Origin of the sequence: Microbulbifer weihaiensis (assembly GCF_048323715.1) — a bacterium.
Lineage (GTDB): Bacteria > Pseudomonadota > Gammaproteobacteria > Pseudomonadales > Cellvibrionaceae > Microbulbifer.
This window is the reverse complement of the sequence record NZ_JBLWFL010000012.1, coordinates 40,177-64,955: the sequence shown is the minus strand read 5'-3', so window position 1 is coordinate 64,955 and position 24,779 is coordinate 40,177. Positions and strand designations below refer to the sequence as shown.

The 24,779-nt window shown below is 59.2% G+C and carries 18 protein-coding genes; 11 read left to right on the top strand and 7 right to left on the bottom strand.

The window, feature by feature from the left end:
• The first annotated feature begins 158 nt into the window (after window positions 1-158).
• From hutC to hutH, 3 genes are all read left to right on the top strand, one after another.
• On the top strand, window positions 159-890 hold the full coding sequence (gene hutC / locus ACNKU7_RS13425; protein ID WP_418297499.1) for a histidine utilization repressor: 732 nt from the start codon (window positions 159-161) through the stop codon (window positions 888-890).
• Between the two features lie 265 nt (window positions 891-1,155).
• Window positions 1,156-2,829, top strand: coding sequence for a urocanate hydratase (gene hutU / locus ACNKU7_RS13420; RefSeq protein ID WP_418297498.1), 1,674 nt, complete (start codon window positions 1,156-1,158; stop codon window positions 2,827-2,829).
• Window positions 2,830-2,905: 76 nt separating this feature from the next.
• Window positions 2,906-4,456, top strand: coding sequence for a histidine ammonia-lyase (gene hutH / locus ACNKU7_RS13415; RefSeq protein WP_418297497.1), 1,551 nt, complete (start codon window positions 2,906-2,908; stop codon window positions 4,454-4,456).
• A gap of 78 nt (window positions 4,457-4,534) precedes the next feature.
• On the opposite strand, the gene ACNKU7_RS13410 is transcribed toward hutH, so the two are convergent.
• The 3 genes from ACNKU7_RS13410 to ACNKU7_RS13400 all read right to left on the bottom strand — a co-directional run bounded on the left by ACNKU7_RS13410 (window position 4,535) and on the right by ACNKU7_RS13400 (window position 6,053).
• Window positions 4,535-4,837 (bottom strand): superinfection immunity protein, encoded by a 303-nt coding sequence (locus tag ACNKU7_RS13410; protein WP_418297496.1) that lies wholly within the window; start codon window positions 4,835-4,837, stop codon window positions 4,535-4,537.
• Between the two features lie 89 nt (window positions 4,838-4,926).
• The gene (locus ACNKU7_RS13405; RefSeq protein WP_418297495.1) at window positions 4,927-5,559 is read right to left on the bottom strand and encodes a hypothetical protein; all 633 of its coding nucleotides are present in this window, start codon (window positions 5,557-5,559) and stop codon (window positions 4,927-4,929) included.
• Window positions 5,556-6,053, bottom strand: a complete 498-nt coding sequence (locus ACNKU7_RS13400) for an RNA polymerase sigma factor (protein ID WP_418297494.1) — start codon at window positions 6,051-6,053, stop codon at window positions 5,556-5,558. The genes ACNKU7_RS13405 and ACNKU7_RS13400 overlap by 4 nt, the downstream gene beginning before the upstream one ends.
• Before the next feature lie 253 nt (window positions 6,054-6,306).
• Between ACNKU7_RS13400 and ACNKU7_RS13395 the strand changes: the two genes are divergently transcribed.
• From ACNKU7_RS13395 to ACNKU7_RS13360, 8 genes are all read left to right on the top strand, one after another.
• Window positions 6,307-6,699, top strand: coding sequence for a MerR family transcriptional regulator (locus tag ACNKU7_RS13395; RefSeq protein WP_418297493.1), 393 nt, complete (start codon window positions 6,307-6,309; stop codon window positions 6,697-6,699).
• Window positions 6,700-6,745: 46 nt separating this feature from the next.
• The gene (locus ACNKU7_RS13390; protein WP_418297492.1) at window positions 6,746-7,915 is read left to right on the top strand and encodes an isovaleryl-CoA dehydrogenase; all 1,170 of its coding nucleotides are present in this window, start codon (window positions 6,746-6,748) and stop codon (window positions 7,913-7,915) included.
• Window positions 7,916-8,090: 175 nt separating this feature from the next.
• Window positions 8,091-9,698: a carboxyl transferase domain-containing protein gene (locus ACNKU7_RS13385; protein ID WP_418297491.1), complete on the top strand. Its 1,608-nt coding sequence runs from the start codon at window positions 8,091-8,093 to the stop codon at window positions 9,696-9,698.
• Between the two features lie 192 nt (window positions 9,699-9,890).
• Entirely contained in the window at window positions 9,891-10,688 is a 798-nt protein-coding gene (locus tag ACNKU7_RS13380) for an enoyl-CoA hydratase/isomerase family protein (RefSeq protein ID WP_418297490.1), read from the top strand.
• A gap of 208 nt (window positions 10,689-10,896) precedes the next feature.
• Window positions 10,897-12,897: an acetyl-CoA carboxylase biotin carboxylase subunit gene (locus ACNKU7_RS13375; protein ID WP_418297489.1), complete on the top strand. Its 2,001-nt coding sequence runs from the start codon at window positions 10,897-10,899 to the stop codon at window positions 12,895-12,897.
• Window positions 12,894-13,790, top strand: coding sequence for a hydroxymethylglutaryl-CoA lyase (locus tag ACNKU7_RS13370; protein WP_418297488.1), 897 nt, complete (start codon window positions 12,894-12,896; stop codon window positions 13,788-13,790). Before ACNKU7_RS13375 ends, ACNKU7_RS13370 begins: the two co-directional genes overlap by 4 nt.
• A 76-nt stretch (window positions 13,791-13,866) precedes the next feature.
• Window positions 13,867-15,123, top strand: a complete 1,257-nt coding sequence (locus tag ACNKU7_RS13365) for a DUF945 family protein (RefSeq protein WP_418297487.1) — start codon at window positions 13,867-13,869, stop codon at window positions 15,121-15,123.
• Window positions 15,124-15,569: 446 nt separating this feature from the next.
• Entirely contained in the window at window positions 15,570-20,945 is a 5,376-nt protein-coding gene (locus ACNKU7_RS13360; protein WP_418297486.1) for a S8 family serine peptidase, read from the top strand.
• A 115-nt stretch (window positions 20,946-21,060) separates the two neighbouring features.
• Here the strand turns inward: ACNKU7_RS13360 and ACNKU7_RS13355 are convergent, their stop codons facing one another.
• From ACNKU7_RS13355 to alaE, 4 genes are all read right to left on the bottom strand, one after another.
• Entirely contained in the window at window positions 21,061-21,414 is a 354-nt protein-coding gene (locus tag ACNKU7_RS13355) for a DUF4870 family protein (protein WP_418297485.1), read from the bottom strand.
• Between the two features lie 96 nt (window positions 21,415-21,510).
• Entirely contained in the window at window positions 21,511-22,947 is a 1,437-nt protein-coding gene (locus ACNKU7_RS13350; RefSeq protein ID WP_418297484.1) for an ATP-binding response regulator, read from the bottom strand.
• A gap of 274 nt (window positions 22,948-23,221) precedes the next feature.
• Window positions 23,222-23,914, bottom strand: a complete 693-nt coding sequence (locus ACNKU7_RS13345; RefSeq protein WP_418297483.1) for an aspartate/glutamate racemase family protein — start codon at window positions 23,912-23,914, stop codon at window positions 23,222-23,224.
• A gap of 34 nt (window positions 23,915-23,948) precedes the next feature.
• Entirely contained in the window at window positions 23,949-24,527 is a 579-nt protein-coding gene (gene alaE / locus ACNKU7_RS13340) for an L-alanine exporter AlaE (protein WP_418297482.1), read from the bottom strand.
• Window positions 24,528-24,779: the final 252 nt, after the last annotated feature.

The following is a 24,779-nucleotide window of genomic DNA, read 5'->3' as shown; positions in this document are numbered from 1 at the left end:
TGGGGCTGTTTGGCGCAGATTCTCGCTTTGCCAACCACTGCGCGCTATTGACAGCGGGTAGACCTGAATTCATAGTTGCGCCTCTTACACAGCTTGTATATACAAGAATGTACAACTGGGTAGCCACTTTACCCGAGCAGGCAAAGACCACACAAGTTATGAGCAGTCAGGCGTCAGTCCCCGACAGCGGCAGCCAACCACGCTACGCCGCCATCAAAGCCCATATCCGCACCCAGATCGAAAGCGGCGAATGGCCCGCGCACTTCCGCGTGCCCTCGGAAAACCAGCTCGCGCAGGACTTCGGCGTCAGCCGCATGACCGCCCGCCGCGCCCTGTCGGAACTCACCGACGAAGGCGTACTGCTGCGCTCCCAGGGCCTCGGCACCTTCGTCGCCGAGCCGGTACCCGCCGGTTCCCTGCTGGAAGTGCGCAACATCGCCGACGAAGTCGCCGCCCGCGGTCACAGCTACGCCGCGCGCATCCTCAGGCTGGAACAGACCATCGCTAATACCGAAGTGGCCGTCGCCCTCGGCCTCGCCGAAGGCGCCGCGGTATACCACTCGATCATCGTGCACCTGGACAACAACCTGCCGATCCAGTTCGAGGAACGCTATACCAACCCCACACTGGTGCCGGAATACCTGCAGCAGGACTTCAGCGCGACTACCCCCAACGAATACCTCACCCGCGTGGCACCACTGACCGAAGTGGACACCACCGTAGAAGCCATCGGCGCGGATGAAACGGTCGGCAAAGCCCTGGAGATCAAACCGGGTACCGCCTGCCTGCAGATCTGGCGACGCACCAAAAGCAGCGCGGGCACCGTGAGTTTCGCGCGACTGGTGCACCCCGGGAACCGATACCGGTTGGGCGCGCAGCTCCGATTTTAATTTTCGTCATGCCGGACTCGGTCCGTGCTAACGAGAAACGAAGTACAGAAATTCGAATTGAAGGTGGGGTGCCGGGGGCGGGTTTTCAGGATCGTCGCAAACAGGATGTTTGCGCCGAAGCGCCCAGGGATGGGTTCACAGCGGTCCTGAAAACCCGCCCCCGGTACACCGCCGCCACAGCACTGAACAAAGTACCAAGGGCCAAAAACCCACAAAACTCAAATTCAAACTTATCCACAGAATTTGGAAAAAAGACGAGGCAACCATGACCGATAAACGCCACGACCCCAGCCGCAAGATCATTCCCCCCGCCGGCACCCAGCTGAACGCAAAAAGCTGGCTCACCGAAGCGCCCCTGCGCATGCTGATGAATAACCTCCATCCTGACGTCGCCGAGCGCCCGGAAGATCTGGTTGTTTACGGTGGTATCGGCCGCGCCGCGCGCGACTGGGAGTGCTACGACAAGATCGTCGAAGTACTGAAGCGTTTGGAAGACGACGAAACTTTATTGGTCCAGTCCGGCAAACCCGTCGGCGTATTCAAAACCCACGCCGACGCCCCCCGCGTACTCATCGCCAACTCCAACCTCGTCCCCCACTGGGCCAACTGGGAACACTTCAACGAGCTGGATAAAAAAGGCCTGGCCATGTACGGCCAGATGACCGCCGGCTCCTGGATCTACATCGGCTCCCAGGGCATCGTGCAGGGCACCTACGAAACCTTCGCCGCGGTTGCGCGCAAACACTTCGATGGTGAAGCCAAAGGCAAATGGGTACTCACCGGCGGCCTCGGCGGCATGGGCGGCGCCCAGCCTCTGGCTGCCACCATGGCCGGCTTCTGCATGATCGCCGTCGAGTGCGATGAAACCCGCATCGACTTCCGCCTGCGCACCGGCTACGTGGACAAGAAAGCCACCAGCCTGGACGAAGCGCTGGCGATGATCAACGAAGCGATGGAGAAAGGCGAAGCCATTTCCGTCGGCCTGCTCGGCAACGCCGCCGACGTCTTCCCGGAAATTGTCGAGCGCGGCATCCTTCCGGACTGCGTCACCGACCAGACCTCCGCCCACGACCCACTGAACGGCTACCTGCCGAAAGGCTGGACCATGGAGCAAGCGGCCGAAATGCGTAAGCAGGACGAAGCCCTGGTAGTGAAGGAAGCCAAGAAATCCATGGGCATTCAGGTACAGGCCATGCTCACCCTGCAGGAGCGCGGCGCGGCTACCCTCGACTACGGCAACAACATTCGCCAGATGGCGTTCGAAGTGGGCGTGGAAAACGCGTTCGACTTCCCCGGCTTCGTACCGGCATACATCCGCCCGCTGTTCTGCGAAGGCATCGGCCCCTTCCGCTGGGCGGCACTGTCCGGCAACCCGGAAGACATCTACAAGACCGACGCCAAGGTAAAAGAACTGATCCCGGACAACCCGCAGCTGCACAACTGGCTGGACATGGCGCGCGAGCGCATCCAGTTCCAGGGCCTGCCCGCGCGCATCTGCTGGGTCGGTTTGAAAGACCGCGCGCGTCTCGCGCTGGCATTCAACGAAATGGTCGCGAATGGCGAACTGGAAGCGCCGGTCGTGATCGGCCGCGACCACCTCGACTCCGGCTCCGTGGCCAGCCCCAACCGCGAAACCGAATCCATGATGGATGGCTCCGACGCCGTCTCCGACTGGCCGCTGCTCAACGCCCTGCTGAACACCGCCAGCGGCGCCACCTGGGTGTCCCTGCATCACGGCGGCGGCGTGGGCATGGGCTTCTCCCAGCACTCCGGTGTCGTGATCGTGTGTGACGGTACCGAAGCGGCGAAGAAGCGTATCGAGCGCGTACTGTGGAACGACCCGGCCACCGGCGTCATGCGCCACGCGGATGCGGGCTACGACATCGCCAAGAAGTGCGCGCGCGAGCAGGGCCTGGACCTGCCGATGCTGAAAGACTGATTCACAAACGCAATTTCTAAGCCGCCATGTCCAAAAGACATGGTGGAATTAAAAAATATTTTCGGTGAAAAATTTTATGTACCAACTGGAAATCAATCCGGGTCAACTGAGCCTGCAACAACTGCGTCGCGTTGCCCGTGAACCTGTACAACTGAGCCTCGCCAAAGATGCTTACCCGGCCATCGAAGCTTCTGCCAAAACCGTAGCGCTGGTGCTGGAACAGGGCCGTACCGTTTACGGAATTAATACCGGCTTCGGTCTGTTGGCTAACACCCGCATCGAGAAGCAAGACCTGGAGACCCTGCAGCGCGCCATCGTGCTTTCACACGCTGCAGGCACCGGCAACTTCATGACCGAAGACACCGTGCGCCTGCTGATGGTGCTGAAGATCAACTCCCTCGCGCGCGGCTACTCCGGCGTGCGCCCGGAAGTGATCGAAGCGCTGATCAAGCTGGTCAATGCCGGCGTGTACCCGGCGATCCCGGAAAAGGGTTCAGTGGGCGCCTCCGGCGACCTGGCGCCACTGGCACACATGAGCGTAGTGCTTCTGGGTGAGGGCGAATGCTTTATCAACGGTGAGCGCAAGCCGGCTTCTGAGGGCCTGCGTTTTGCGGAAATGCGCCCGCTGGTACTGGCGCCGAAGGAAGGCCTGGCACTGCTGAACGGCACCCAGGCTTCCACCGCGTTCGCCCTGCAGGGCCTGTTCTCTGCCGAAGACATGTTCGCCGGTGCCGTAGTGACCGGTGCCCTGACCCTGGAAGCCGCCAAAGGCTCGCGCCGCCCGTTCGACGACCGTATTCATATGGTGCGCGGCCAGAAAGCCCAGCGCGATGTGGCTGCTAGCTATCGCGACCTGCTGGGTGAAGGCAGTGAGATTGGTGACTCCCACGTGGACTGCGCCAAGGTACAGGATCCCTACTCCCTGCGCTGCCAGCCCCAGGTCATGGGCGCCTGCCTGCAGCAGATCCGCTTCGCCGCCGAGATTCTACTCGCGGAAGCCAATGGTGTTTCCGACAACCCACTGGTATTCACCGACGAGGAAAACCCGGAAAACTCCGACATCATCTCAGGTGGTAACTTCCACGCAGAACCGGTGGCCATGGTAGCCGACAACCTGGCGCTGGCGATCGCGGAAATCGGCTCCCTGTCCGAGCGCCGCATGGCCCTGCTGATCGACTCCAACCTGTCCGGCCTGCCACCGTTCCTGGTAGACAACGGCGGGGTGAACTCCGGTTTCATGATCGCGCAGGTTACCTCTGCGGCACTGGCCAGCGAGAACAAGACCTTCGCCCACCCGGCGTGTGTCGACTCACTGCCCACTTCTGCCAACCAGGAAGACCACGTGTCCATGGCCACCTTCGCCGGCCGCCGCCTGCGCGACATGGCGGACAACACCTGTGGCATCCTAGCGGTGGAACTGCTGGCCGCCTGCCAGGGCCTGGACTTCCGCGCCCCGCTGAAGACCACCGAGAAACTGGAAAGCGCCAAGGCCGCCCTGCGCGCACGCGTACCTTTCTACGACAAGGACCGCTACTTCGCGCCGGATATCGAGGAAGCCAAGCAGCTGCTGGCGAGTGCTTACTACCGTGAGTACCTGGCGACTGAAATGCTGCCAAGCAACCAGTAATTATCCATAAGCCCGCCTTCGCTTGCACCGCAATGTGTGCAGGTGAAGGCACTTTGTCCGACAATAAAAATCAGAAGATCAATTTCCGGGTTTCAGCGCGGACTCCGGAGATTGTGGACTGTATTTTTTCGCCAGTTTTCCGCTCATCTTGCCCGTGGAGGCCCACACCAGCAGTGCCACCCAGGCGATCCACGACAGCCCTGCGGGCACATTGGCGATGGCAATCTTCCCCAGGTGCGCGCGATTGAAAAAGATCGCCAGCAGGCTCGGCAGAAACCAGACCACAAAAAAGAACACCACAAAGATACCCGCCTGCAGCGGATCCATCTGCGCAAACAGGCTGAGGAAATCGGAAAATTTTTGTTCAAGGTTCGACAACATTTTTGAAATCTCTTCTATTAATTGGCTATTGAGTTCGTTTGTTCGATCGACGCCTTTTGTAGTACCTGCGCAATTCCATTTCTTACAATTTATTTTTTATTTGTTTCGATATCTTCCCACTGCCACTCGGCAATCTGCTGTTCGCTGCTTTTTATCCGGCGCCAGTACCACAGACTCCAGATCCCCATCCCCAGAGCAAATACCGAGACCCAGCTGACGGTAAAGATGGCCTCGCCCACAAAGATCGGCTCCAGCCAGCCAAATCTGGACAACCATTGCCACACCGCAAAGATTCCCAGCTCGGCAATAAACAGTATCCAGGCAAAGCGGAGCATGCGCCGCTTGCGCGCCAGCCGCAGCCGCGCCAAGTCCAGATAACCGCGGGTCGATTCCTCCAGCGGGTCCCACACCCCGCGGCGGTTGGACACCGAAAACGCCATAGCCCAGGTCAACAGTGCAACCACCAGTAGTGCGCGCCAGGGAGCATCACTCACGCTGCTGTTCAACATCAGATAAATACCGCCGACGCCCACCACAACGGCCCCCATCCATTCGAGTAGCGCAAACAGGCGCATACGCCGTTCCTGCTGGCGGATATTCGTGCGGATGACGTCGGGCACCGGTACGGTGACCGGCGCCTGCCGCCAGAGATTCGCCAGGTCCTGCAACGCATCGTGGTCGCCCAGCTCGCCTGCCGGCTTGCGGGAGTGTTCGCTATTCATGCCACCTCACTCAATTTTGTATTCAAGCGTTCGCGCGCCCGGTTCAAGCGCACGGCCACGTTGGATTCGCTGATACCCAGCACCTCGGAAATCTCGCTGTAACCCAGTCCCTCGAAGCGCAGGGTCAACACCTGGCGCATTCCCAGCGGCAGCGCGGACACTGCCCGCATCAGCCGCTCCGCCTCCCGGCTTTGCACAAGATGCGCTTCCGGCCCGGGGCGCTCATCCTCAAGCGCCTCCAGCAGGTCGCTGTCGCCGGTGTCGCGCCGGCGTGCGAGCTGGGTGACGCTGCGGTTGTGGGCGATGCGGTAAGCGAAGGTGCGCAGACTTGCGTCACCGCGAAACCCCGGCAGTGCGCGCCATACCGCCAGCCAGATTTCCTGTACCAGGTCGTCCCGCTCTGCAAGGCTGCGTACATAGCTGCCCGCGAGACGGGCGATACCGCCACCGCATTCCTCAAGTAATTGCTGAAAAATCTGTTCGCGTGCGTCCACGTATTCGCTCTTCTGTCCTTGGTGAGGGTCGCCGTAACACTGGCTCTTGCAGCCAGGAATGGCAGGTATCGCGTTCTTCTGTACCCAGCGGGCGGAAAACCTTACATAAATTTCTACTCCCGCGCTCAGCATCTTCGAGAACCAGCACCGGTAAAACAGTCACAATTCGGCCCAGATTGACGTTTACGTTAACGTAAACGTCAACTAGACTTCAGGCACTTCTGAGGTATGGCCCAATGAGCATTACAACAGCATGAGCACCGCAAGCGCCGACAGCTACAGCATTTCCGAGCTGGCCCAGGAATTCGGGATCACGACCCGAACCATTCGCTTCTATGAAGACAAGGGCCTGCTGAGCCCCGAGCGGCGCGGGCAGACACGGATTTACACCCCCGAAGACCGGGTGCGCCTGAAGCTGATCCTGCGCGGCAAGCGCCTCGGCTTCTCCCTCGATGAGAGCCGGGAAATCATCGACATGTACGACCCCGCCGGTGGCAATGTCGAACAGCTCAACCGCCTCCTCGAACGCATTGATTCGAAGCGCCAGCAGCTGCTGCAACAGCAGCGGGATATCGAAAAGATGCTGGCGCAACTGGATGACGCGACTGCCCGCACCGAGGCAGCACTGAAAGAACAGACCAACTGAACCCAATCAAATAACTACCTCTGACTGATTAAAAGCGGAGCAGCCAATGAATACTCCTTACCCAACTCTCAACTTCGACCTCGGCGAAGAAATCGACATGCTGCGGGACATGGTCTACAAGTTCTGCCAGGCAGAACTGGCCCCGCGCGCAGCCCAGATCGACGAGGACAACCTGTTCCCCGCCGACATGTGGAAAAAATTCGGCGAGCTCGGCCTGCTGGGCATGACCGTGGAAGAGGAGTACGGCGGTTCCAACATGGGTTACCTAGCCCACGCAGTAGCGATGGAGGAAATCTCCCGCGCATCCGCCTCCGTCGGCCTGTCTTACGGCGCGCACTCCAACCTGTGCGTCAACCAGATCCGCAAGAACGGTACCCACGAGCAGAAGATGAAGTACCTGCCGAAGCTGTGCTCCGGTGAGCACGTGGGCGCACTGGCGATGAGTGAGCCGAACTCCGGTTCCGACGTGGTGAGCCTGCAGCTGAAGGCGGAGAAGAAAGGCGACCGCTTTATCCTGAACGGCAACAAGATGTGGATCACCAATGGTCCGGATGCCGAGACCTATGTGATTTATGCACGCACCGAACCGGGCATCAGCTCCGGCGGCATTACCGCGTTTATTGTTGAGCGCGGTTTCAAGGGTTTCACTCAGGCGCAGAAGCTGAACAAGCTGGGCATGCGCGGTTCCAACACCTGTGAGCTGGTGTTCGAGGACTGTGAGGTACCGGAAGAGAATATTCTGGGCCAGCTGAACGGCGGCGTGCGCGTGCTGATGAGCGGCCTGGACTACGAGCGCACCATCCTGTCCGGTGGCCCGGTGGGTATCATGCAGGCGTGTATGGATATCGTGGTGCCGTACATTCACGACCGCAAGCAGTTCGGCAAGGCAATTGGTGAATTCCAGCTGATGCAGGGCAAGGTTGCGGATATGTACGCGGACCTGAATGCGAGCCGCGCTTACCTGTACGCGGTGGCCAAGGCCTGTGACCGCGGTGAGGATTCCCGCAAGGACTCTGCGGCGGTGATCCTGTTTACTGCGGAGCGCGCGACGCAGATGGCACTGCAGGCGATCCAGACCCTGGGTGGCAACGGCTATATCAACGAATACGCGACTGGCCGCCTGCTGCGCGATGCCAAGCTGTATGAGATTGGCGCGGGCACTTCCGAGATCCGTCGCATGCTGATCGGGCGCGAACTGTTTAACGAGACTCGCTAAGTCCTTTTTAAATTCGGTGGCGGTGCTGCTGCCGGTGTGGGCTTACCAGACACGTCGTGAACCCATCCCTGGGGACTCTTCTAAAACATCCATGTTTTAGAAGGTCTGGTAAACCCACACCGACATCAGCACCTTCGCATCCAGGTTCTGACTACGAATTGGCCTCGTATTTTTTATGAATCAGATTCAGAGCAAGATTAATTCCCGCGATCCGGCGTTTGCGGAAAACCGCGAACAGATGCAGAAGATCGTGGACGACCTGCGGGATAAACTGGAAACCATCGCCAAGGGCGGCAGTGAGCGCGCGCGGGAGAAACACGTTTCCCGTGGCAAGCTGCTGCCGCGCGATCGTATCGATACCCTGCTTGACCCGGGCAGCCCGTTCCTGGAGTTTTCCCAGCTGGCCGCCTATGACGTGTACGGCGAAGACGTGCCGGCGGCGGGTATCCTGACCGGCATCGGCACCGTCGCCGGCCAGCCCTGCGTGATTGTTGCTAACGATGCGACGGTCAAGGGTGGCACCTACTACCCGCTGACCGTGAAAAAGCACCTGCGTGCACAGGCGATCGCGGAGCAGAACAATCTGCCATGTATTTACCTTGTGGACTCTGGCGGCGCCAACCTGCCACGCCAGGACGATGTCTTCCCGGACCGCGAACATTTCGGTCGCATCTTCTTCAACCAGGCCAACCTCTCTGCCAAGAACATTCCGCAGATCGCGGTGGTGATGGGCAGCTGCACTGCTGGTGGTGCCTATGTGCCGGCGATGGCGGATGAGTCCATCATGGTGAAAGAGCAGGCGACGATTTTCCTCGCAGGACCGCCGCTGGTGAAAGCCGCGACCGGTGAAGAAGTATCTGCGGAGGAGCTGGGCGGTGCCGAGGTGCACTGCAAGACTTCCGGGGTTTCCGACCACTTTGCCAATAACGACACCCACGCACTGCAGATCGCGCGCAATTCCGTGGCGCGACTGAACCGGGTGAAGAATCCGGGCCTGGATATTCACAAGCCAGTTGAACCGATTTATCCCCCGGAAGAGATCTACGGCATTGTGCCTAAGGATTCCCGCCAGCCGTTTGATGTGCGCGAGATCATCGCGCGCGTGGTCGACGGTTCCGAGTTTGATGAATTCAAAGCGTTGTACGGCACTACCCTGGTTACCGGCTTTGCCCGGATTCACGGGTACCCGGTAGGTATCGTTGCCAACAACGGTATCCTGTTTGCCGAGAGCGCACAGAAAGGCGCGCACTTTATCGAGCTGTGCGCGCAGCGCAATATTCCGCTGGTATTCCTGCAGAACATCACCGGCTTTATGGTGGGCAAGCAGTACGAAGCCGGCGGTATCGCCAAGCACGGCGCGAAGATGGTGACGGCGGTGGCCACGGCAAAAGTGCCGAAGATCACCATCCTGATCGGCGGCTCTTTCGGTGCCGGCAACTACGGCATGTGTGGCCGCGCCTACGATCCCAACTTCCTGTTTATGTGGCCCAATGCGCGTATTTCCGTAATGGGCGGTGAACAGGCGGCGGGTGTGCTGGCGCAGGTGAAAAAAGACCAGATGGCCGCACAGGGTGAGGACTGGAGCGAGGAAGAAATCGCCAGGTTCAAACAACCGATCATCGACGACTACGAACACCAGGGCCACCCCTACTACGCGTCAGCGCGCTTGTGGGACGATGGCGTGATCGACCCGAAAGACACCCGCACCGTGCTCGGTCTGTGTCTCGCGGCGGCTACGTACAAGGAACCTGAAGAGACCAAGTTCGGGGTATTTCGAATGTAGTATCGTGGCTCGCACAGACTTTTGTGCGGGCCCTTATGCCGATGCAGATTTGCTGGACACGCCGTACACCCGTCCATGGGGGCTCTGCACCGCCATCCATGGCGGTGAAGGTCCAGCAAACCCGCATCGACATAAGGACCTTCCGAGCTTCGAACCTGATCAAGCGAACGAATACAGAATCAAGGAAACACCATGAGCGAAAAAATGTTGTGCGAAATCGATAGCGAAGGCGTCGCGACGGTCACCCTGAACCGTCCGGAAATTCACAACGCCTTCGACGACGACTTGATTCGCCAGCTCGGCGAGACCTTCGACAACCTCGCTCGCAGTGGCGGCGTCCGCGCGCTGGTACTCGCATCCAATGGCAAGAACTTCTCCGCCGGCGCCGACCTGAACTGGATGAAGCGCATGGCGGAATACAGCGAAGACCAGAACCGTAAGGACGCCGCCGCACTGGCCGCCATGCTGCACAAACTCGACCAGTTCCCCGCCCCCACCATTGCGCGCGTACAGGGTGCCGCTTTTGGTGGTGCTGTTGGCCTGGTCAGCTGCTGCGACATCGCGGTCGCCGCACAGCGCGCCAGTTTCTGCCTGAGCGAAGTGAAAATCGGCCTGCTCCCGGCCACCATCAGTCCTTACGTGATCAATGCAATCGGCGCGCGCCAGGCGCGTCGCTACTTCGTCACCGCCGAGCGTTTTTCCGCGGAGCGCGCGAAAGAAATTGGTCTGGTGTCCGAAGTAGTACACGAGGGTGAGCTGGATCTCACCGTGCAGAAGCTGGTGAACAGCATTACCGACAACGGCCCCAACGCCGTCACCATGGCCAAGCAACTGGCGATGTCCATGTCCAACCGGGTAATCAATGAAGAACTGCAGGGCCAGACCAGCGCGCTGATCGCCGCCGTGCGGGTTTCACCGGAAGGCCAGGAAGGATTGAGTGCGTTCCTTGAGAAACGCGCCCCGAGCTGGATGAACACCAGCGAAGATTAAGCCTCGCGGACTTGATTCGAAGTCCAGAAGCTACGAAGCAATAAAATTCAAATCGAAGGCCGGGCGCCGGGAGCAGGTTTTCAGGATCGTCGCAAACAGGATGTTTGCGCCGAAGCGCCCAGGGATGGGTTCACAGCGGTCCTGAAAACCTGCTCCCGGCGACTGGCCGCCACCATCGAAGACCAGAGCACTAAACACAGAGCCAGCTATGATTCGCAAACTGCTGATCGCCAACCGCGGCGAAATTGCCTGTCGTATTATCCGCACTGCGCGCCGCCTCGGCGTGGGCACGGTTGCGGTTTACTCCGATGCCGACGCCAACGCCCTGCATGTGCAACAGGCCGATGAAGCCTTCTATCTAGGCCCGGCACCCGCCAAAGAATCCTATCTGGACGTCGACAAAGTCATCGCCGCAGCGAAAAAAACCGGTGCCGATGCCATCCACCCCGGTTACGGATTCCTGTCAGAGAACGCCCGCTTCTGTCGCGCCTGCGAAGAAGCCGGCATCATCTTTGTCGGCCCGCCCGCCGCCGCCATCGAGGCCATGGGATCCAAGTCCGCCGCCAAGCGCATCATGGAAGAGGCCAAGGTACCACTGGTACCCGGCTATCACGGCCACAACCAGGACCCCGGTATTCTCGAAGGCCACGCCAACCGCATCGGCTACCCCGTACTGCTCAAGGCCGCGGCCGGCGGCGGCGGCAAAGGCATGCGCCGTGTCGACAAGCCAGCCGATTTTCACGCAGCGCTCGACGCCGCCAAGCGCGAAGCACAGAACGCCTTTGGCGATGACCACATGCTGATCGAGCGCTATGTGGTCAACCCGCGTCATGTGGAAATTCAGGTGTTCTGTGACAAGCAGGGCAAGGGCGTCTACCTGTTCGAACGCGACTGCTCCGTGCAGCGCCGCCACCAGAAAGTGGTCGAAGAAGCGCCCGCACCGGGCCTGCCGGCAGAAACCCGCAGGAAAATGGGTGAAGCCGCGCTGCGCGCTGCCCACGCTATCGGCTATGTAGGCGCCGGCACTGTCGAATTCCTGCTCGATGCCAGCGGCAGCTTCTACTTTATGGAAATGAATACCCGCCTGCAGGTGGAGCACCCGGTGACCGAAATGATCACCGGCCAGGACCTGGTAGCGTGGCAGCTCGCCGTTGCCGCCGGCCAGCCCCTGCCACTGGAACAGGACGACCTGCATATCGTCGGCCATGCCTTTGAAGTGCGCATTTACGCCGAGGATCCGGACAACGATTTCCTGCCCGCAACCGGCAAACTGCTCAGGCACCAGCCGCCCGCAGAAGACCGCGGGGTACGCGTGGATACCGGTGTGAAAACCGGCGATGAAATCAGCGTGCACTACGACCCGATGATTTCCAAGCTCATCGTACACGGCAACAACCGCCGCGAAGCGCTGGCCAAGCTCGATCGCGCGCTGCAGCAGTACCAGATTGCCGGACTGCGCCACAACATCGAATTCCTGCGTCGGGTGATCAACCACACCGCCTTCGTCAACGGCCGCGTGAACACCCACTTTATTGAAGACCACGAGCAGGAAATCCTGCAGCAGGAACAGCAGCTGCGCTCCCAGCAGTGCGCCGCCATCGCCGCCTTCCTGCAGCACAGCCAAACCCGTGCCCAGCACCGCTCCGCGCCCAAGGCCGATGCCTTCTCGCCCTGGCACAGCGGCAACAGCTGGCGCAACGGCCTGACCGTGTGGCGCAGCCAGCGGGTCGAAGTGCACGGAAAGGAAATCGAAATCCGCTTTTCCGGCAATGAAGAAAAGCTGCAGTGGCAGTGCAGTACTGCGGTCGATGCCCAGGCCGGAGAAATCAGCGCGCTGCACGGCCAGAATATGGCGATTATTGACGGGCGCCGCCTGAGCTACAGCAGTGTGGCCGACGGCAACCGCGGATCCGTATTCATTAATGGCGAACAGGTGGACTTCACCGTCCTCCCCGCCGACATTGGCGAATCCAGCGATGCGGCGCACGGGCTTGAGGCCCCCATGAATGGCACGATTGTCGCCCTGCTGGTGGAGCCCGGTGCGGCCGTGGAAAAAGATCAGCCTCTGCTGGTGATGGAAGCCATGAAGATGGAGCACACCCTGCGCGCGCCCGCCAACGGCACGGTGAATCAGTTCTTCTGCGCCGCCGGCGAGCTGGTGGACGGCGGCAGCCTGCTGATCGACTTCGAAGCGGAGACCAAACAATGACCCTGCCGGATCGCGTAAAGATTGTCGAAGTGGGCCCCCGCGATGGCCTGCAGAATGAAAAGCAGCCGATTTCGGTCGAGACTCGGGTCAAGCTGGTAAACCTGCTGAGCGACAGCGGTCTGCAGGTCATCGAGGCCGGCAGCTTCGTCAGTCCCAAGTGGGTACCGCAAATGGCCGCCAGCGAGGAAGTACTCGCAGGCATCCAGCGCAAACCCGGCGTTATCTACAGCGCGCTCACCCCAAACATGCTCGGCTACGAGCGGGCGCGGGAGGCAAAGGCGGACGAGGTGGCGGTATTTGGGGCAGCCTCCGAGAGCTTTACCCGCAAGAACATCAACTGCTCGATTGAGGAGAGTTTGGAGCGTTTCCGCCCTCTGGCGGAGCAGGCCCACAGGGATGGCATTCCCGTGCGCGGCTATGTCTCCTGTGTGCTCGGCTGCCCCTACGAGGGCGATATCCGTGCAGACAAGGTGGCGGAAGTCAGTGCGGCGCTGCTGGGCATGGGCTGCTACGAGATCAGCCTCGGCGACACCATCGGCGTCGGCACCCCGGAGAAGGCCCGGCGCATGATCGAAACCGTCGCGCGCAAGGTGCCGCTGGACAAGCTCGCGGTGCACTTCCACGATACCTACGGTCAGGCACTGGCGAACATCTACGCCGCACTGCAGATAGGTATCAAGGTGGTCGACTCCGCCGTCGCCGGCCTCGGCGGCTGTCCCTATGCCCGCGGAGCCTCCGGTAACGTGGCCAGTGAAGACGTGCTGTACATGCTGGACGGACTGGGCATTCACACCGGCGTGGATCTCGGCAAACTGGCGCTGGCTGGCAACTTCATTTCCGCCGAGCTGGGACGCGAGAGCAATTCGAAAGTCGCGCGGGCGATCAGTTCTTAGTGCGGACAAGGTCACGGCCCGCACTCCGATCTGCTAACATCGGGCGCTCAGTTTTTCAGCGCCCGATAACGAACCCATGAAAGCTCTACGATTCCTCCTGATTTCCCTCACTGCCCTGCTGTTGCTGGCCGCCCTGGTGGCGCCAGGCCTGATCGGCCCCCGGGTTGAAGAAACCCTGCAGCAAGAACTCGCCAACCAGCCCAATGTCGAAGTGACCGGCTACCAGCGCAGCTGGTTCGGCGCTGAGGTTGTGACCCAGCTGAAAGGCAAAGACGGTGCGACCGAAGTCCTCAGCGAAATCCAGCACGGCCCGGTGCTCTTCACCGAGAGCGGGCCTCGCATCGGGGTCATCTACAGCAAAACCCGCCTCAGCGGCCAACAGCTGGAACCGGCGTTGCGCCACCAGCTGGAAGCCTATTACGGCCCCATTGGCACAGGCGTTGAGCACAGCCCGCTGCTGCTCGAAACCCTGGTGGCCACCGATAACCGGGTCATCAACACCCTGCACCTGCTGCCCATCGACCGCAATGAGGGCGACCAGGGCCTGCGCTTCAAAGGTGCCGAGATCCAGCTGGTGACAGACTACCAGGGGCAGCAGCAGGACAGCCGCTTCGAGCTGGGCGAGTTCGTGCGCATGGACGGACACCGCGAAGCGCTCTACCTGCAGTCCGCCACCGGCGACTTCAAGCTCGATGGCGACGGTGCCGGCACCTTGCAGGTTTCTCTGCCGCTGGTGCGCGCCAACAATGATTCCGGCCCGCTGGAGCTGCGCGACGTAACCGCCGACTACACCGGCGAACTGGTTGCGGCGCGCACATTGAAAGTGCAGACAAATATAACCCTGCCGGAAATCCAGTCGGCCACCCCGGCCAGCTCACTCACCCAGCAGCTCAATTTGCCTGCGATCGGCTACGACGACCTGCACCACTATCTCTACACCCTGCTGCTTACGCCTTCCGCCGAACGCAGCTGGCCCCAGGTGTTTGACCGTCCACTGAAGATGCAGCAACAACTGGATATCGAGACCGCCAATGGCCCAGTGCAACTACAGATGGATGTGGACTGGCAAGGCATGCCGCGCAAGCGCCAGGCCAATGACAAGCTCTTCTGGATGGATGCGCTTAATGGCGAAGCCAATATCAATGCGGCAGAGCAGGCGCTGATGCAGTCTCCCGCAATCATGCAGGCCCATACCCTGAAACAGTATGGATTGCTGATCGAAAATAATGGTGAACTCACCATGCATGTACAACTGGATCGCGGCAATCTGGTGGTCAATGGCCAGCCTCTGCCTGCGGATCTGTTTATGTTGGCAATGCTGGGCAGTTTCTGATTCTTCACCCCTCGCCTGATTTTTCTTCACAGCAAATCGGGCGGGGGAATAAAAATGATAAGCGGCTAACTCCGACTCCTTTCTCTTCTGAAAATGCCGCCCCGCTTTAGTGCAGCATCTCTGTTTCATTTTCTATCCTACCCGCTCCGCTATTTGAGCAAATACCGCGGGCAAATCCTGACAATCCTGTCATAAATCCAAATCCCGATATTTTTTAATCCGGAATTTCAAACGCTGCCAATTTTTATCTCGAAAAAATGGCCTGCCACAGAACGGGGCAAACGTATCAGTTTGTCACAGAACCCAAAAACATCTGGAAATTGACCGACCGGTATGAAAAAAATCGTCCGGCAAAATGGCTTTTGGCTCAATAAGTACCGATATAAATCACGCAATTTTTTTGCGTGGATAAGCCATGCCATAAAATAAACAGATTAGGGTTCAACATGTTTAATAAGAACAAGATGGCCGTGGCGGTTGCCTCGGCCCTGTGTATCAGTGCGTCTGTCGGCGCATCGCAGTCCGGTTTAGTTCCGGAAAATATCGCCCAGTGGGCAGCTCCCGACGAGCAGAAAGTCATCCAGCCCATGCAACAGTATGACTGGGATGGCAAAACCAATTTCCAGGTTAAAAAACAGAACCGTGTTTTCACTGAAGAAGACGGTATTTATGGCAAGCACGCCTATATCGTGCAGCTGGAAGAAGCGCCGATCTCTGCCTACGACGGCGGCATCGCCGGCCAGCCAGCCACGCGCAGCCTGGTGCAGTCAGCCCGTACCCAGCGCGGCCCCCTCAACCTGAATCAGCCGGAAATTGCCAGCTACCGCAGCCACCTGGAGCAATCCCGTGCGAACGTGCTGAACAATGCGATGCAGCAACAGGGCCTTTCCCTGCAGGTGAAAAATGCGTTCTCTGTTGCCCTGAACGGCTTCACCACCGAAATGACCCAGGAAGAAGCCAAGCGTCTGGCCAAGGTTCCGGGTATCAAGCGCATTACCCGCAACACCATCAAGCAACTGCACACCTTCAATTCTATTGAAGAAACCGGTGCCCAGACCGTATGGCAAAACGCGACCACCGCTGCAGGCGAAAACAAGGGTGAAGGCGTCGTTATCGGTATTCTCGATACCGGTATCAATACCGATCACCCGTCGTTTGCCGCCGAAGGGGACGATGGCTATGTGCACACCAATCCCCTGGGCAGCCAGTACCTCGGTGACTGCGTTGAAGATCCGAACCTGTGTAACGACAAGCTGATCGGTGTTTACTCCTATCCGGAAATCACCGCCGCTTACGTCGACCCGGTATTCGAGGAATCCCGCCCCAGGAACGGTGAGGACTACCACAGCCATGGTTCCCACGTAGCTGGTACCGCAGCGGGTAACGTCCTGCACAATGTGCCTTACAAGCTGACCGAAAGCACTGCACAGGGCAGCGGCATGGAAACCGATCTGGTATTCGGCCAGGTTTCCGGTATGGCGCCCCACGCCAACGTTATTTCTTATCAGGTGTGCTGGCCCGGTAACGGCGGCGACCCCTATGCAGGCTGCCCTACCATTACCCTGCTGGCCGCAATTGAACAGGCTGCCATCGATAATGTGGACGTCATCAACGCCTCCCTCGGCGGGCTGGAAGAAGACCCGTGGCTGGATCCGATTGAGCAGGCCTTCTACAACACCGCCAAGAGTGGCGTATTCATTGCTGTTGCCGCCGGTAACAACGGCCCCGAGCTGAAAACCGCAGATCACTCCTCCCCATGGGTGACCACTGTCGCCGCGCACACCAACCAGACCAAAGTCGACTTTACCGACAAGGAGCTGAAAGATCTGACCGGTGGCGACACGACACCGCCGGAAACCATCAGCGGACGCGCGATCACCTTCGACGACCTGACTGGCCTGGTGGTAAACGCCGCAAGCTTTATCAACCCGAATAACACCTCGCCGTATGTCCAGGCAAACTGTGACACCGCGTATCCAGAGGGCTTCTTCGATTTCCCGGATGACCCGGAAACTGCGCTCGACGAAAGCCAGCAACCGGTCATCGTGTTATGTAAGCGCAGCTCCAGCCCACTGTATAACAAGGGGATCAACGTTGCCGCGGGCGGCGCCGAGGGCGTAATTGTTTACAACCAGTCGTCCTACTACGACAACTACACCACTATCCCGGACGTGCCCTACACAATCCCGGCCATCCACATCAAGAACAGTGATGGTCTCAAACTGGTGAACTGGCTGTCCTCCGGTAAAGAGCACGTCGCCACCATCACCGGTTCCTCTGCGGTTGAAGGCGATCTCGAAGAACAGTACACCGCCTACTTCTCCAGTCGCGGCCCCTCCTACTTCGGTATCGACACCCTGCTGGTGGATATCGGTGCTCCGGGTGTGGATATCTACGCACCAGGCTCCGACGACCAGCCGTTTACCAGCCGCCCGAGTACCGCCGATTGGATGTCCATGTCCGGCACCTCCATGGCCAGCCCGCACGTAGCCGGTGCCGCGGCTCTGCTGCGCCAGTCGCACCCGGAATGGTCCGCGATGGAAATCCAGTCCGCGCTGCTGATGACCGCCAGCAACGACCTGAAAAACTCCGTGTTCCTGAACAATTACAAAACCGATGGCTTCGACTCCAGCCTCCAGGACGCTGGCGCCGGTCGCATGCGCGTGGAACTGGCTGACAAGGCCGGCCTGGTACTCGACGAGTCCATCGAAAATATGGACGCCGCCAACCCGAACCTGGGTGGTTACCCCAAGCGCCTGAACACCGCGTACATGGTCGATAACACCTGTACCGAAGAGTGCTCCTGGGTGCGCACCTTCACTGCCACCGAAGACGGCAGCTGGACCGCCAGCGGCGAAACCTTCATTGGCAACTTCGAGATTTCCGTTGCGCCGGCAAGTTTCACGGTGAAGCAGGGCGAGCAGGTCACCCTGACCATTACCGCCCGTCACCGGGACACGGCATCGGAAACCCAGTACATCGACCTGTCCGGCAACCAGGGCCAGGTAGTCCTAACCCCCACTTCCGGTAATTCACCAGTACTGGAGCTGCCGGTATGGACCTACAACGACGCCACCGGTTTGCCCGACTTCGTGAAGGTAAATGCCCACCGTACCTCCGGCACTACCCCGGTAGGCCCGCTGAACATCGGTGAAGTTTCCGATTTCACCACGCGCAGCTATGGCCTGGTGAAAGCGGATGTCACCAGCCAGCTGGTATACACCGACACCACCGGTGGCGATCCGTTTGACGATGCCGAACAGGTCATGGTCACCCTGACCGAAGTGCCGGAAGGCAGCAAGATGGTCGCGTCCCACGTGGTCGGCGAAAACACCAACCGCGCCATCGTGTTTATGGGTATGGACAGCAATGGCGATGGCCTGCCTTCCTGGGATGAGCTGCTGTGTCAGTCCACCACTTATGACGCCGCCAACTTCTGTACCATCAATGATCCGATGGGCGGCACCTACTGGACCGTGGTTTCCAGCCTCGTGAATATTGGCTATGGCCAGGAAGACGAGGGCCGTGAAATCCAGCTGGCCACCGCAATTGTGGACAAGGATAACGGCAACCTGACCGTTTCCGCCCCGAGCCAGGTCGCCGGTTACGAAGAGTTCACCCTGGATCTCGCGTACAACCTGCCGGAAATGGAAATCGGGGACTACTACTTCGGTGGCTTCGATGTAGGCAGTAATGCCAATGATGCGGGCAATATCGGCTTCGTACCGGTGATCGTGAACCAGGTAGATGATGATGTAACCTTTACCGCGAGCCAGGCGACCGCCAAAGCCGGCGACACTGTGGACTTCTCCATCAGTGTGATTGCCAACAACGAAGCGCAAGCGCGCGCCTTTACCCTGGAAACCGCCTTCCCGGAAGGTATCGAGATCATCCCGGCATCCATCAAACCGACTGCCAGTACCCCGGCAGAACCGATGCTGGACAGCAACACCCTGACCCTCGACGGTATTCAGGAAACCACGCGCGACGTACAGCGCAACTACAAGGTCACCACCAACAAGAACGACAGCATGTGTTCTTTGACCGCAGGCAACTCCCCATATCCGGATTACCTGGATCTGCGCACGCTGGGCTGGCGCACGATTGAGGGGCTGGAAGGTGGCTATAATCAGTACCAGGAGTTTTCGCTCAAGGAACTGATGGCAACCAACCAGGACGTGCGGATTCCGTTCTACAACACCAAGCATTTTGACTCGATCAAAATCAGCCCGGCGGGTCTCGTATACTGGGGCCCTCGCCGCCTCCCCTGGAACCACCAGGAGTTCCCCAACGGCAATGGCATTCCAATGGCGGAGGACATGCTCGCGCCGCTGTGGGTGGGCGACCAGGAATTGACCCGTTACGACAGCACCTACCCCAACCATCACCTCAACGCCGGTGTAACCCAATCCTATACCTACAGCCGTGAGTGGCTGGTACTGGAGTGGGATAACGTAGAGCGCTCCGGTACACCGGGTCACCTGGTGGACTTCGAGATGTTCCTGCGCACCCAGATCAACTACGAGCCAGGCGAGTACGAGATACTGTTTGCGTACGATAACCTGACGCTCGGTGACGACCAGGGATCCATCGGCTTCAAGACCTTTGTCGACACCATGATCGTGGACGGCGACATTGCCAGAGACGTTTCGGTCGGCGAGAGCTACGCCTACAACGACCTGCCAAGTAAAATCGACAATGGCACCGTAATCTGTATGGATTACACCGGCCCGGAAATCTCCCAGTTCTCTGTGAATTTCCAGGCTTACGTGTCCCAGAAAGCCGCCGGCGCCGTGCACACTATTGCCCTTAACAATGGCCTGGTGGGCTCCGAGAACGAAGTTCTGGAAGTGACCCTGGACGTGACCGGAAACATTCAGCTGTCTCCGGTAGACGACATCGTGCTGAACGAAGGTGAGTCCGCCGAGTTCACCGTGACCTACGCCGACGAGAACAACGTCAGCAATGTCATCGAACTGATGGGCGAAGGCTTCACCTACGAAGTCAGCGGCCACGAGTCCGGCAGCACGGTCACCATTACCGCCGGTGAAACTGCCGCAGGATCACATGCTGTGGATCTGGCGGTAACAGACTCCGTGTCACCCAATGACAAGGCTACCCAGTCCTTTACCCTGACCGTCAACAAGCTCAATACTGCGCCTGAGGTCATGGCAAGTGCGGCGGGTGCTGAGGCCGGCACCACAATCAAGCTGGATGCCAGCGGCTCAAGCGACAAGCACAACGATCCGTTGACCTTTAGCTGGTCGCAAACTGACGGCCCATCTGTATCTCTGACAGATGCCGACAAGGCAATCGCCAACTTCACCCCAAGTGAGGCCGGTGAATACAGCTTTGAAGTGACCGTGAGCGATGGCCAGCTGAGCAGCAGCAAGATCGTCAAGGTCACTGTGAGCTCCGCCAATACCGCACCGCAAGTCGTGGTATCGGTCAGCGACGGCAAGGTAGGCAGTGCTATCCAGTTGGATGCAAGTGCCTCCAGCGACAAGCAGGGCGATGCCCTGAGCTTCAGCTGGGCGCAGACTCAGGGAGCATCTGTTGCGCTGGATAACGCCAATCAGGCTGTTGCCAGCTTCATTCCTGAAGAAGCGGGCAGCTACAGCTTCGAAGTAACTGTCAGCGATGGCGAATTGAGCAGCAGCAATGTTGTGAATATCACCGTCAGCGAAGATGACAGTACTGCAGAAGTCGTAGAGCCTGAGCCGAAGAAGAAGAAAAAATCCGGTGGTTCCACCTCCGCGTGGATGCTGCTGATGCTCGGCATCGCCGGCGTTCTGCGTCGCCGCCGTATCTTCTTCCGTTAATCCCTGCCATGGTTACCCGGCTTCGGCCGGGCAACCCTCTCCGGCAAAAAAAAAGAGCGGCCAACTGGCCGCTCAACTTTCTCTCACCGTTAATCGGTATTACCTCAAACTGTCGTCACGTATACGCGGGGCGATTGTCAGCCAGTGCCAGCCAACCGCGCACTACCCGGTAAATCACCCAGATCTGGTTCACAAACAAGATCAGCATGCCGATCAGGATCACCCAGGTTACCGTGCCGATGACCAGCCATAACAGCCAGTACCAGAAAGTGCGGATCTGCCAGCGGAAGTGGGACTCGGCCAGGGTTCCGCGCACGTCACTGCGCTTTGCGTAGTTGATGATCACCCCCACAAAAAAGGGCACGGCCGTCAGGATACTGATGGCTTGTATCAGGTATACAAACGTCGTGATATCCCGTGCGGATCGCTCGCGTTCCTTGTCTACAGGACTCGGATACTGCTCGGACATGGCTCAATTTCCAGTCAGTCAATCAGCATTCAGTGTACGGTGGAATTGCCGAAATGCACACGCACGCGCCACCACTGATCGCAGCGGCACAGACATTCATCTCAACGCCCACTCGGTATGCACATTTTTCTCCCGCCACGACTTTAGCTGCTGGATCGAGTTGCGCATCAGGCCGAGAATTTCAGTGCGCTGGTGGCGGCAGTAATCCCGCTCACTGTCAATCGTCAGGCGCGCGGCCATGGCTTTCAGGCGACTCGACACCAGTTCAAGGCCAACGCTTTCCGCCTCTGCGGCGATGGCCTGTGCCTGGTGCTGCGCGTCGAGCCAATGGCGACCGGTAAGTGCACTGGTGAAGGCGGTGATTTTTTTCGGCAATGATGCCAGGCGATCCCCCAGCAGCTCGGCAAAAGCATGGTGACCGAGCGTATCGCGCTGGCGCTCCAGGGTAATCGGGTTAAACACCTTGGAGGAGCGGCTCGTCTTGCCGGTTGGCGCAGTGGTACGGGTTTTCTCGTCTACCCATCCCAGTAGCTGTAACAGCTGGTTATCACTGGGGCTTACCGGTAAAACACCACTTAGACCCCGCGCGACAAGGCGCTCTCGATCCGCGGCGGTGGGATTTTCCACCATGCCGAAGATCAAAAGGGATTCGTTGGCGTAATCCCCGCGAATTTTGCGGGCAGTTTCCACCCCGTCGATCAGCGGCAGGCGTATATCCACCAGCACCAGATCGTATTTGGCCCGCAGTGCCGCATCCGCGCCATCCACGCCGTTGGTCTCGCGGCGAACGCGGTGCCCGAGCGCTTCGAGACGCGTGCGCAGGGTCGGGTGATTGCTGTTTTCGATCAGCAGTATCTCCAGCTCGCGCTGGGACTCCTGCCGGGCAATCATGGAGTCTGCGGATTCCTGGGCACTGGCCTGCCCCGCTCGCTGGATATCCTCTATGCCACCGCGCAACATGCGGCACTGCCCGATAGCCGCTTCAGCCAGCTGCCTGACGTCACCATCTTCAACCCGGGAAAGCAGGTTCAGGGTGCTGACCAGGGTCTCCAGTGGCTTGCGCATGCGATGCCCTGAGATTGACAGGAAATCCCGGTGCTCCTCTTCCTGCTGCTCCGCCGCTGCCTTGGCTTCGTCGAGCAGTTTGTCGCGCGCCATCAACTCGTGCACCCGGGACTGCAACTGCCGGAACAGTTTTGCGTTCTCCACCTGCAGATCCGCCACCTGTGCCGCCCCCGACTCACGCGCGGCACTCGCCTGGGCACTGGCCCGTATCGCGGCAGCGATGGCGATCACGGCGATAATGCCCGAGACCAGCACCCACGCCAGTGGCAGCTGGATATCCAGCAGCCACTCCTCGCCCGGAAACGCAAACGCCAGCGATGGCGCCATCGCCAGTCCCGGCACTGCCAACAGGCGCAGGCATAGGCTGCGTAACGATTTCGACGCATCGAGGGGGGAAAAATCTATGGGGAAAAGCGCACCGGCATGGGTGCCATACGCCTTACGGCGACTGACAATGGTCCTGATCATCCTTGTAACCACTTGATGTTGCGCGGGTCAATCCTGCGACCCGGTTGCTGAATAGCGCGTTATTTTTACTATTAACGCCTGTATCCATGTTTCCATGGAGACCGAACTAACTTCGAGCCACCCTGGCTCCAAGTGGCCAAAAATAGCCTCTTCGTCGGTCTCTGGCGCGATTGATACTGCAATTTCTCGCGTCAAACAAGTCTATTGTACGCCATTTCTCAGAAAAATCAGTGGAACCGTAGTTACCAGACACTAATTCCACTTAAGCCAGCACTCAGGCGGCCACGGGCAGACGCTCCTGCAACATAGCCAACATCCGCTCGGAAGGCAGGAACAGCCGTATGCCATCACAGTGGCTCAGTAGCTCCTGATAAAAGTAGTCGAAATGTGTGCAGCCGAGGATAAGAATTTGCACCCCACTCTTCACCAGGGCGGCGGCGAGGTCATCCAGGGCGTGCTGCTGAACGATCACCGCAGGGGAAAGCCCGTCCTCGATATCCTCAACAATCTGCAAATTGCCAATGCCGATCACCTTCGCCGATGGGTTGCCAGACAGGATCTCGCGCTCGATATTGGCACAGCTCTGGCAGTTGGCGGCCAGCAGACCGAAATTGCGATAGCGGCGGGTCAGCTCTGCATACACATCCAGGGGAGAAATCACCGGTACCGCCACAGCGGCACGCACTGCGGGCATGTCCACCGCGCCAGACAGCGAATTACAGTAAATCATGGCCGCTTCGGCGCCACCTTCAACCAGAGACTGGATGGCTTCGATGAGGCGCCCGGTCAGTTCCACCCGCCCCAACGCCTGAAGCTGGGTCTGGGCCTGGGGAGAGCTGGAAATGGACACACCGATGCCCGCAACCTCCCGTGCCGCGAGGAAATCAAGGCCAAACCGGGTATCGGTGGGCGTGCCGGCGACGACGCCAATGGTCAGGGAGCTGTGTTCGATATTGTTGCGCTGCATTGTTTTTCTCCTGCGAACCGCCCCCTCAGGACGCTCAACTGGCGGTAGCGGTGTCTACCGCGGGGCGCTTATTCAGCCACAGCCGGCGCAAACAGTCGAGATACATACCGTACGGACGGCCAAGCGCGCCGGCAATCAACACGAATACGCCACTCGCCGTGGCAATCTCCACCAGTGACGCCCCACCGAGGGCCATGTTGGTGATGTACAGGGGCAGTTGGAAGCTCAGGAAGACAAAAGTGTCGACCATATAATTGCGCAGCGCGCCGGCGCCACCGAGTCGCCCCACCACCCAGTTGCGGTACAGGCTGAATGGGCGTGCGATGACCGTATTGAAGACAACTGCCAGCAGGCGTACCTGCAGGTGCTCGCGCCAGCTCATGCCGGCCAGCAGCAGCTCGATGGGGATGGCAATCGCCCAGGAGAAGCTGTTCATGGCGAACACATCCAACAGCCACTCGCGACGACGGGACGCCGGCTTGGCCGGAGTGTCGCAAATGTCCGGCTGATCATCCTCGAGCACCATGACGGGCGGTGACACCGGGATAGCTTCAGTGGCTTTGGAAAGAGGTTGGGGGGACATGGCTGAATCTGTCTCGCGCTTATTGCTCATTATTTGCTCACATCGATGAGCAACGCGATTATATCCGCTAGATTGTTAAAATCTAGGCTGCACCTACCATAAGACAGTAACTTCCCTACAAAACATCCTAACAAGAGCGAAACGAGACAATAAATATCCTAGGCAAAGGCAAGCGCAGCCAAATTCTCTCCCCGGTTGTGGGTAGAAGGGGTTTCAGGCGGCAGAATCCGCATTAGACTGCCCCCCTGTATGCAACCGATTGCATATTCAACCCGTTCACTG

Excerpts from the sequence above, each read along its gene's own strand:
- hutC (WP_418297499.1), top strand. The coding sequence starts at position 159 with ATGAGCAGTCAGGCGTCAGTCCCCGACAGCGGCAGCCAACCACGCTAC.
- hutU (WP_418297498.1), top strand. The coding sequence starts at position 1,156 with ATGACCGATAAACGCCACGACCCCAGCCGCAAGATCATTCCCCCCGCC.
- hutH (WP_418297497.1), top strand. The coding sequence starts at position 2,906 with ATGTACCAACTGGAAATCAATCCGGGTCAACTGAGCCTGCAACAACTG.
- ACNKU7_RS13410 (WP_418297496.1), bottom strand. The coding sequence starts at position 4,837 with ATGTTGTCGAACCTTGAACAAAAATTTTCCGATTTCCTCAGCCTGTTT.
- ACNKU7_RS13405 (WP_418297495.1), bottom strand. The coding sequence starts at position 5,559 with ATGAATAGCGAACACTCCCGCAAGCCGGCAGGCGAGCTGGGCGACCAC.
- ACNKU7_RS13395 (WP_418297493.1), top strand. The coding sequence starts at position 6,307 with ATGAGCACCGCAAGCGCCGACAGCTACAGCATTTCCGAGCTGGCCCAG.
- ACNKU7_RS13390 (WP_418297492.1), top strand. The coding sequence starts at position 6,746 with ATGAATACTCCTTACCCAACTCTCAACTTCGACCTCGGCGAAGAAATC.
- ACNKU7_RS13385 (WP_418297491.1), top strand. The coding sequence starts at position 8,091 with ATGAATCAGATTCAGAGCAAGATTAATTCCCGCGATCCGGCGTTTGCG.
- ACNKU7_RS13380 (WP_418297490.1), top strand. The coding sequence starts at position 9,891 with ATGAGCGAAAAAATGTTGTGCGAAATCGATAGCGAAGGCGTCGCGACG.
- ACNKU7_RS13375 (WP_418297489.1), top strand. The coding sequence starts at position 10,897 with ATGATTCGCAAACTGCTGATCGCCAACCGCGGCGAAATTGCCTGTCGT.
- ACNKU7_RS13370 (WP_418297488.1), top strand. The coding sequence starts at position 12,894 with ATGACCCTGCCGGATCGCGTAAAGATTGTCGAAGTGGGCCCCCGCGAT.
- ACNKU7_RS13365 (WP_418297487.1), top strand. The coding sequence starts at position 13,867 with ATGAAAGCTCTACGATTCCTCCTGATTTCCCTCACTGCCCTGCTGTTG.
- ACNKU7_RS13360 (WP_418297486.1), top strand. The coding sequence starts at position 15,570 with ATGTTTAATAAGAACAAGATGGCCGTGGCGGTTGCCTCGGCCCTGTGT.
- ACNKU7_RS13355 (WP_418297485.1), bottom strand. The coding sequence starts at position 21,414 with ATGTCCGAGCAGTATCCGAGTCCTGTAGACAAGGAACGCGAGCGATCC.
- ACNKU7_RS13350 (WP_418297484.1), bottom strand. The coding sequence starts at position 22,947 with ATGATCAGGACCATTGTCAGTCGCCGTAAGGCGTATGGCACCCATGCC.
- ACNKU7_RS13345 (WP_418297483.1), bottom strand. The coding sequence starts at position 23,914 with ATGCAGCGCAACAATATCGAACACAGCTCCCTGACCATTGGCGTCGTC.
- alaE (WP_418297482.1), bottom strand. The coding sequence starts at position 24,527 with ATGAGCAATAAGCGCGAGACAGATTCAGCCATGTCCCCCCAACCTCTT.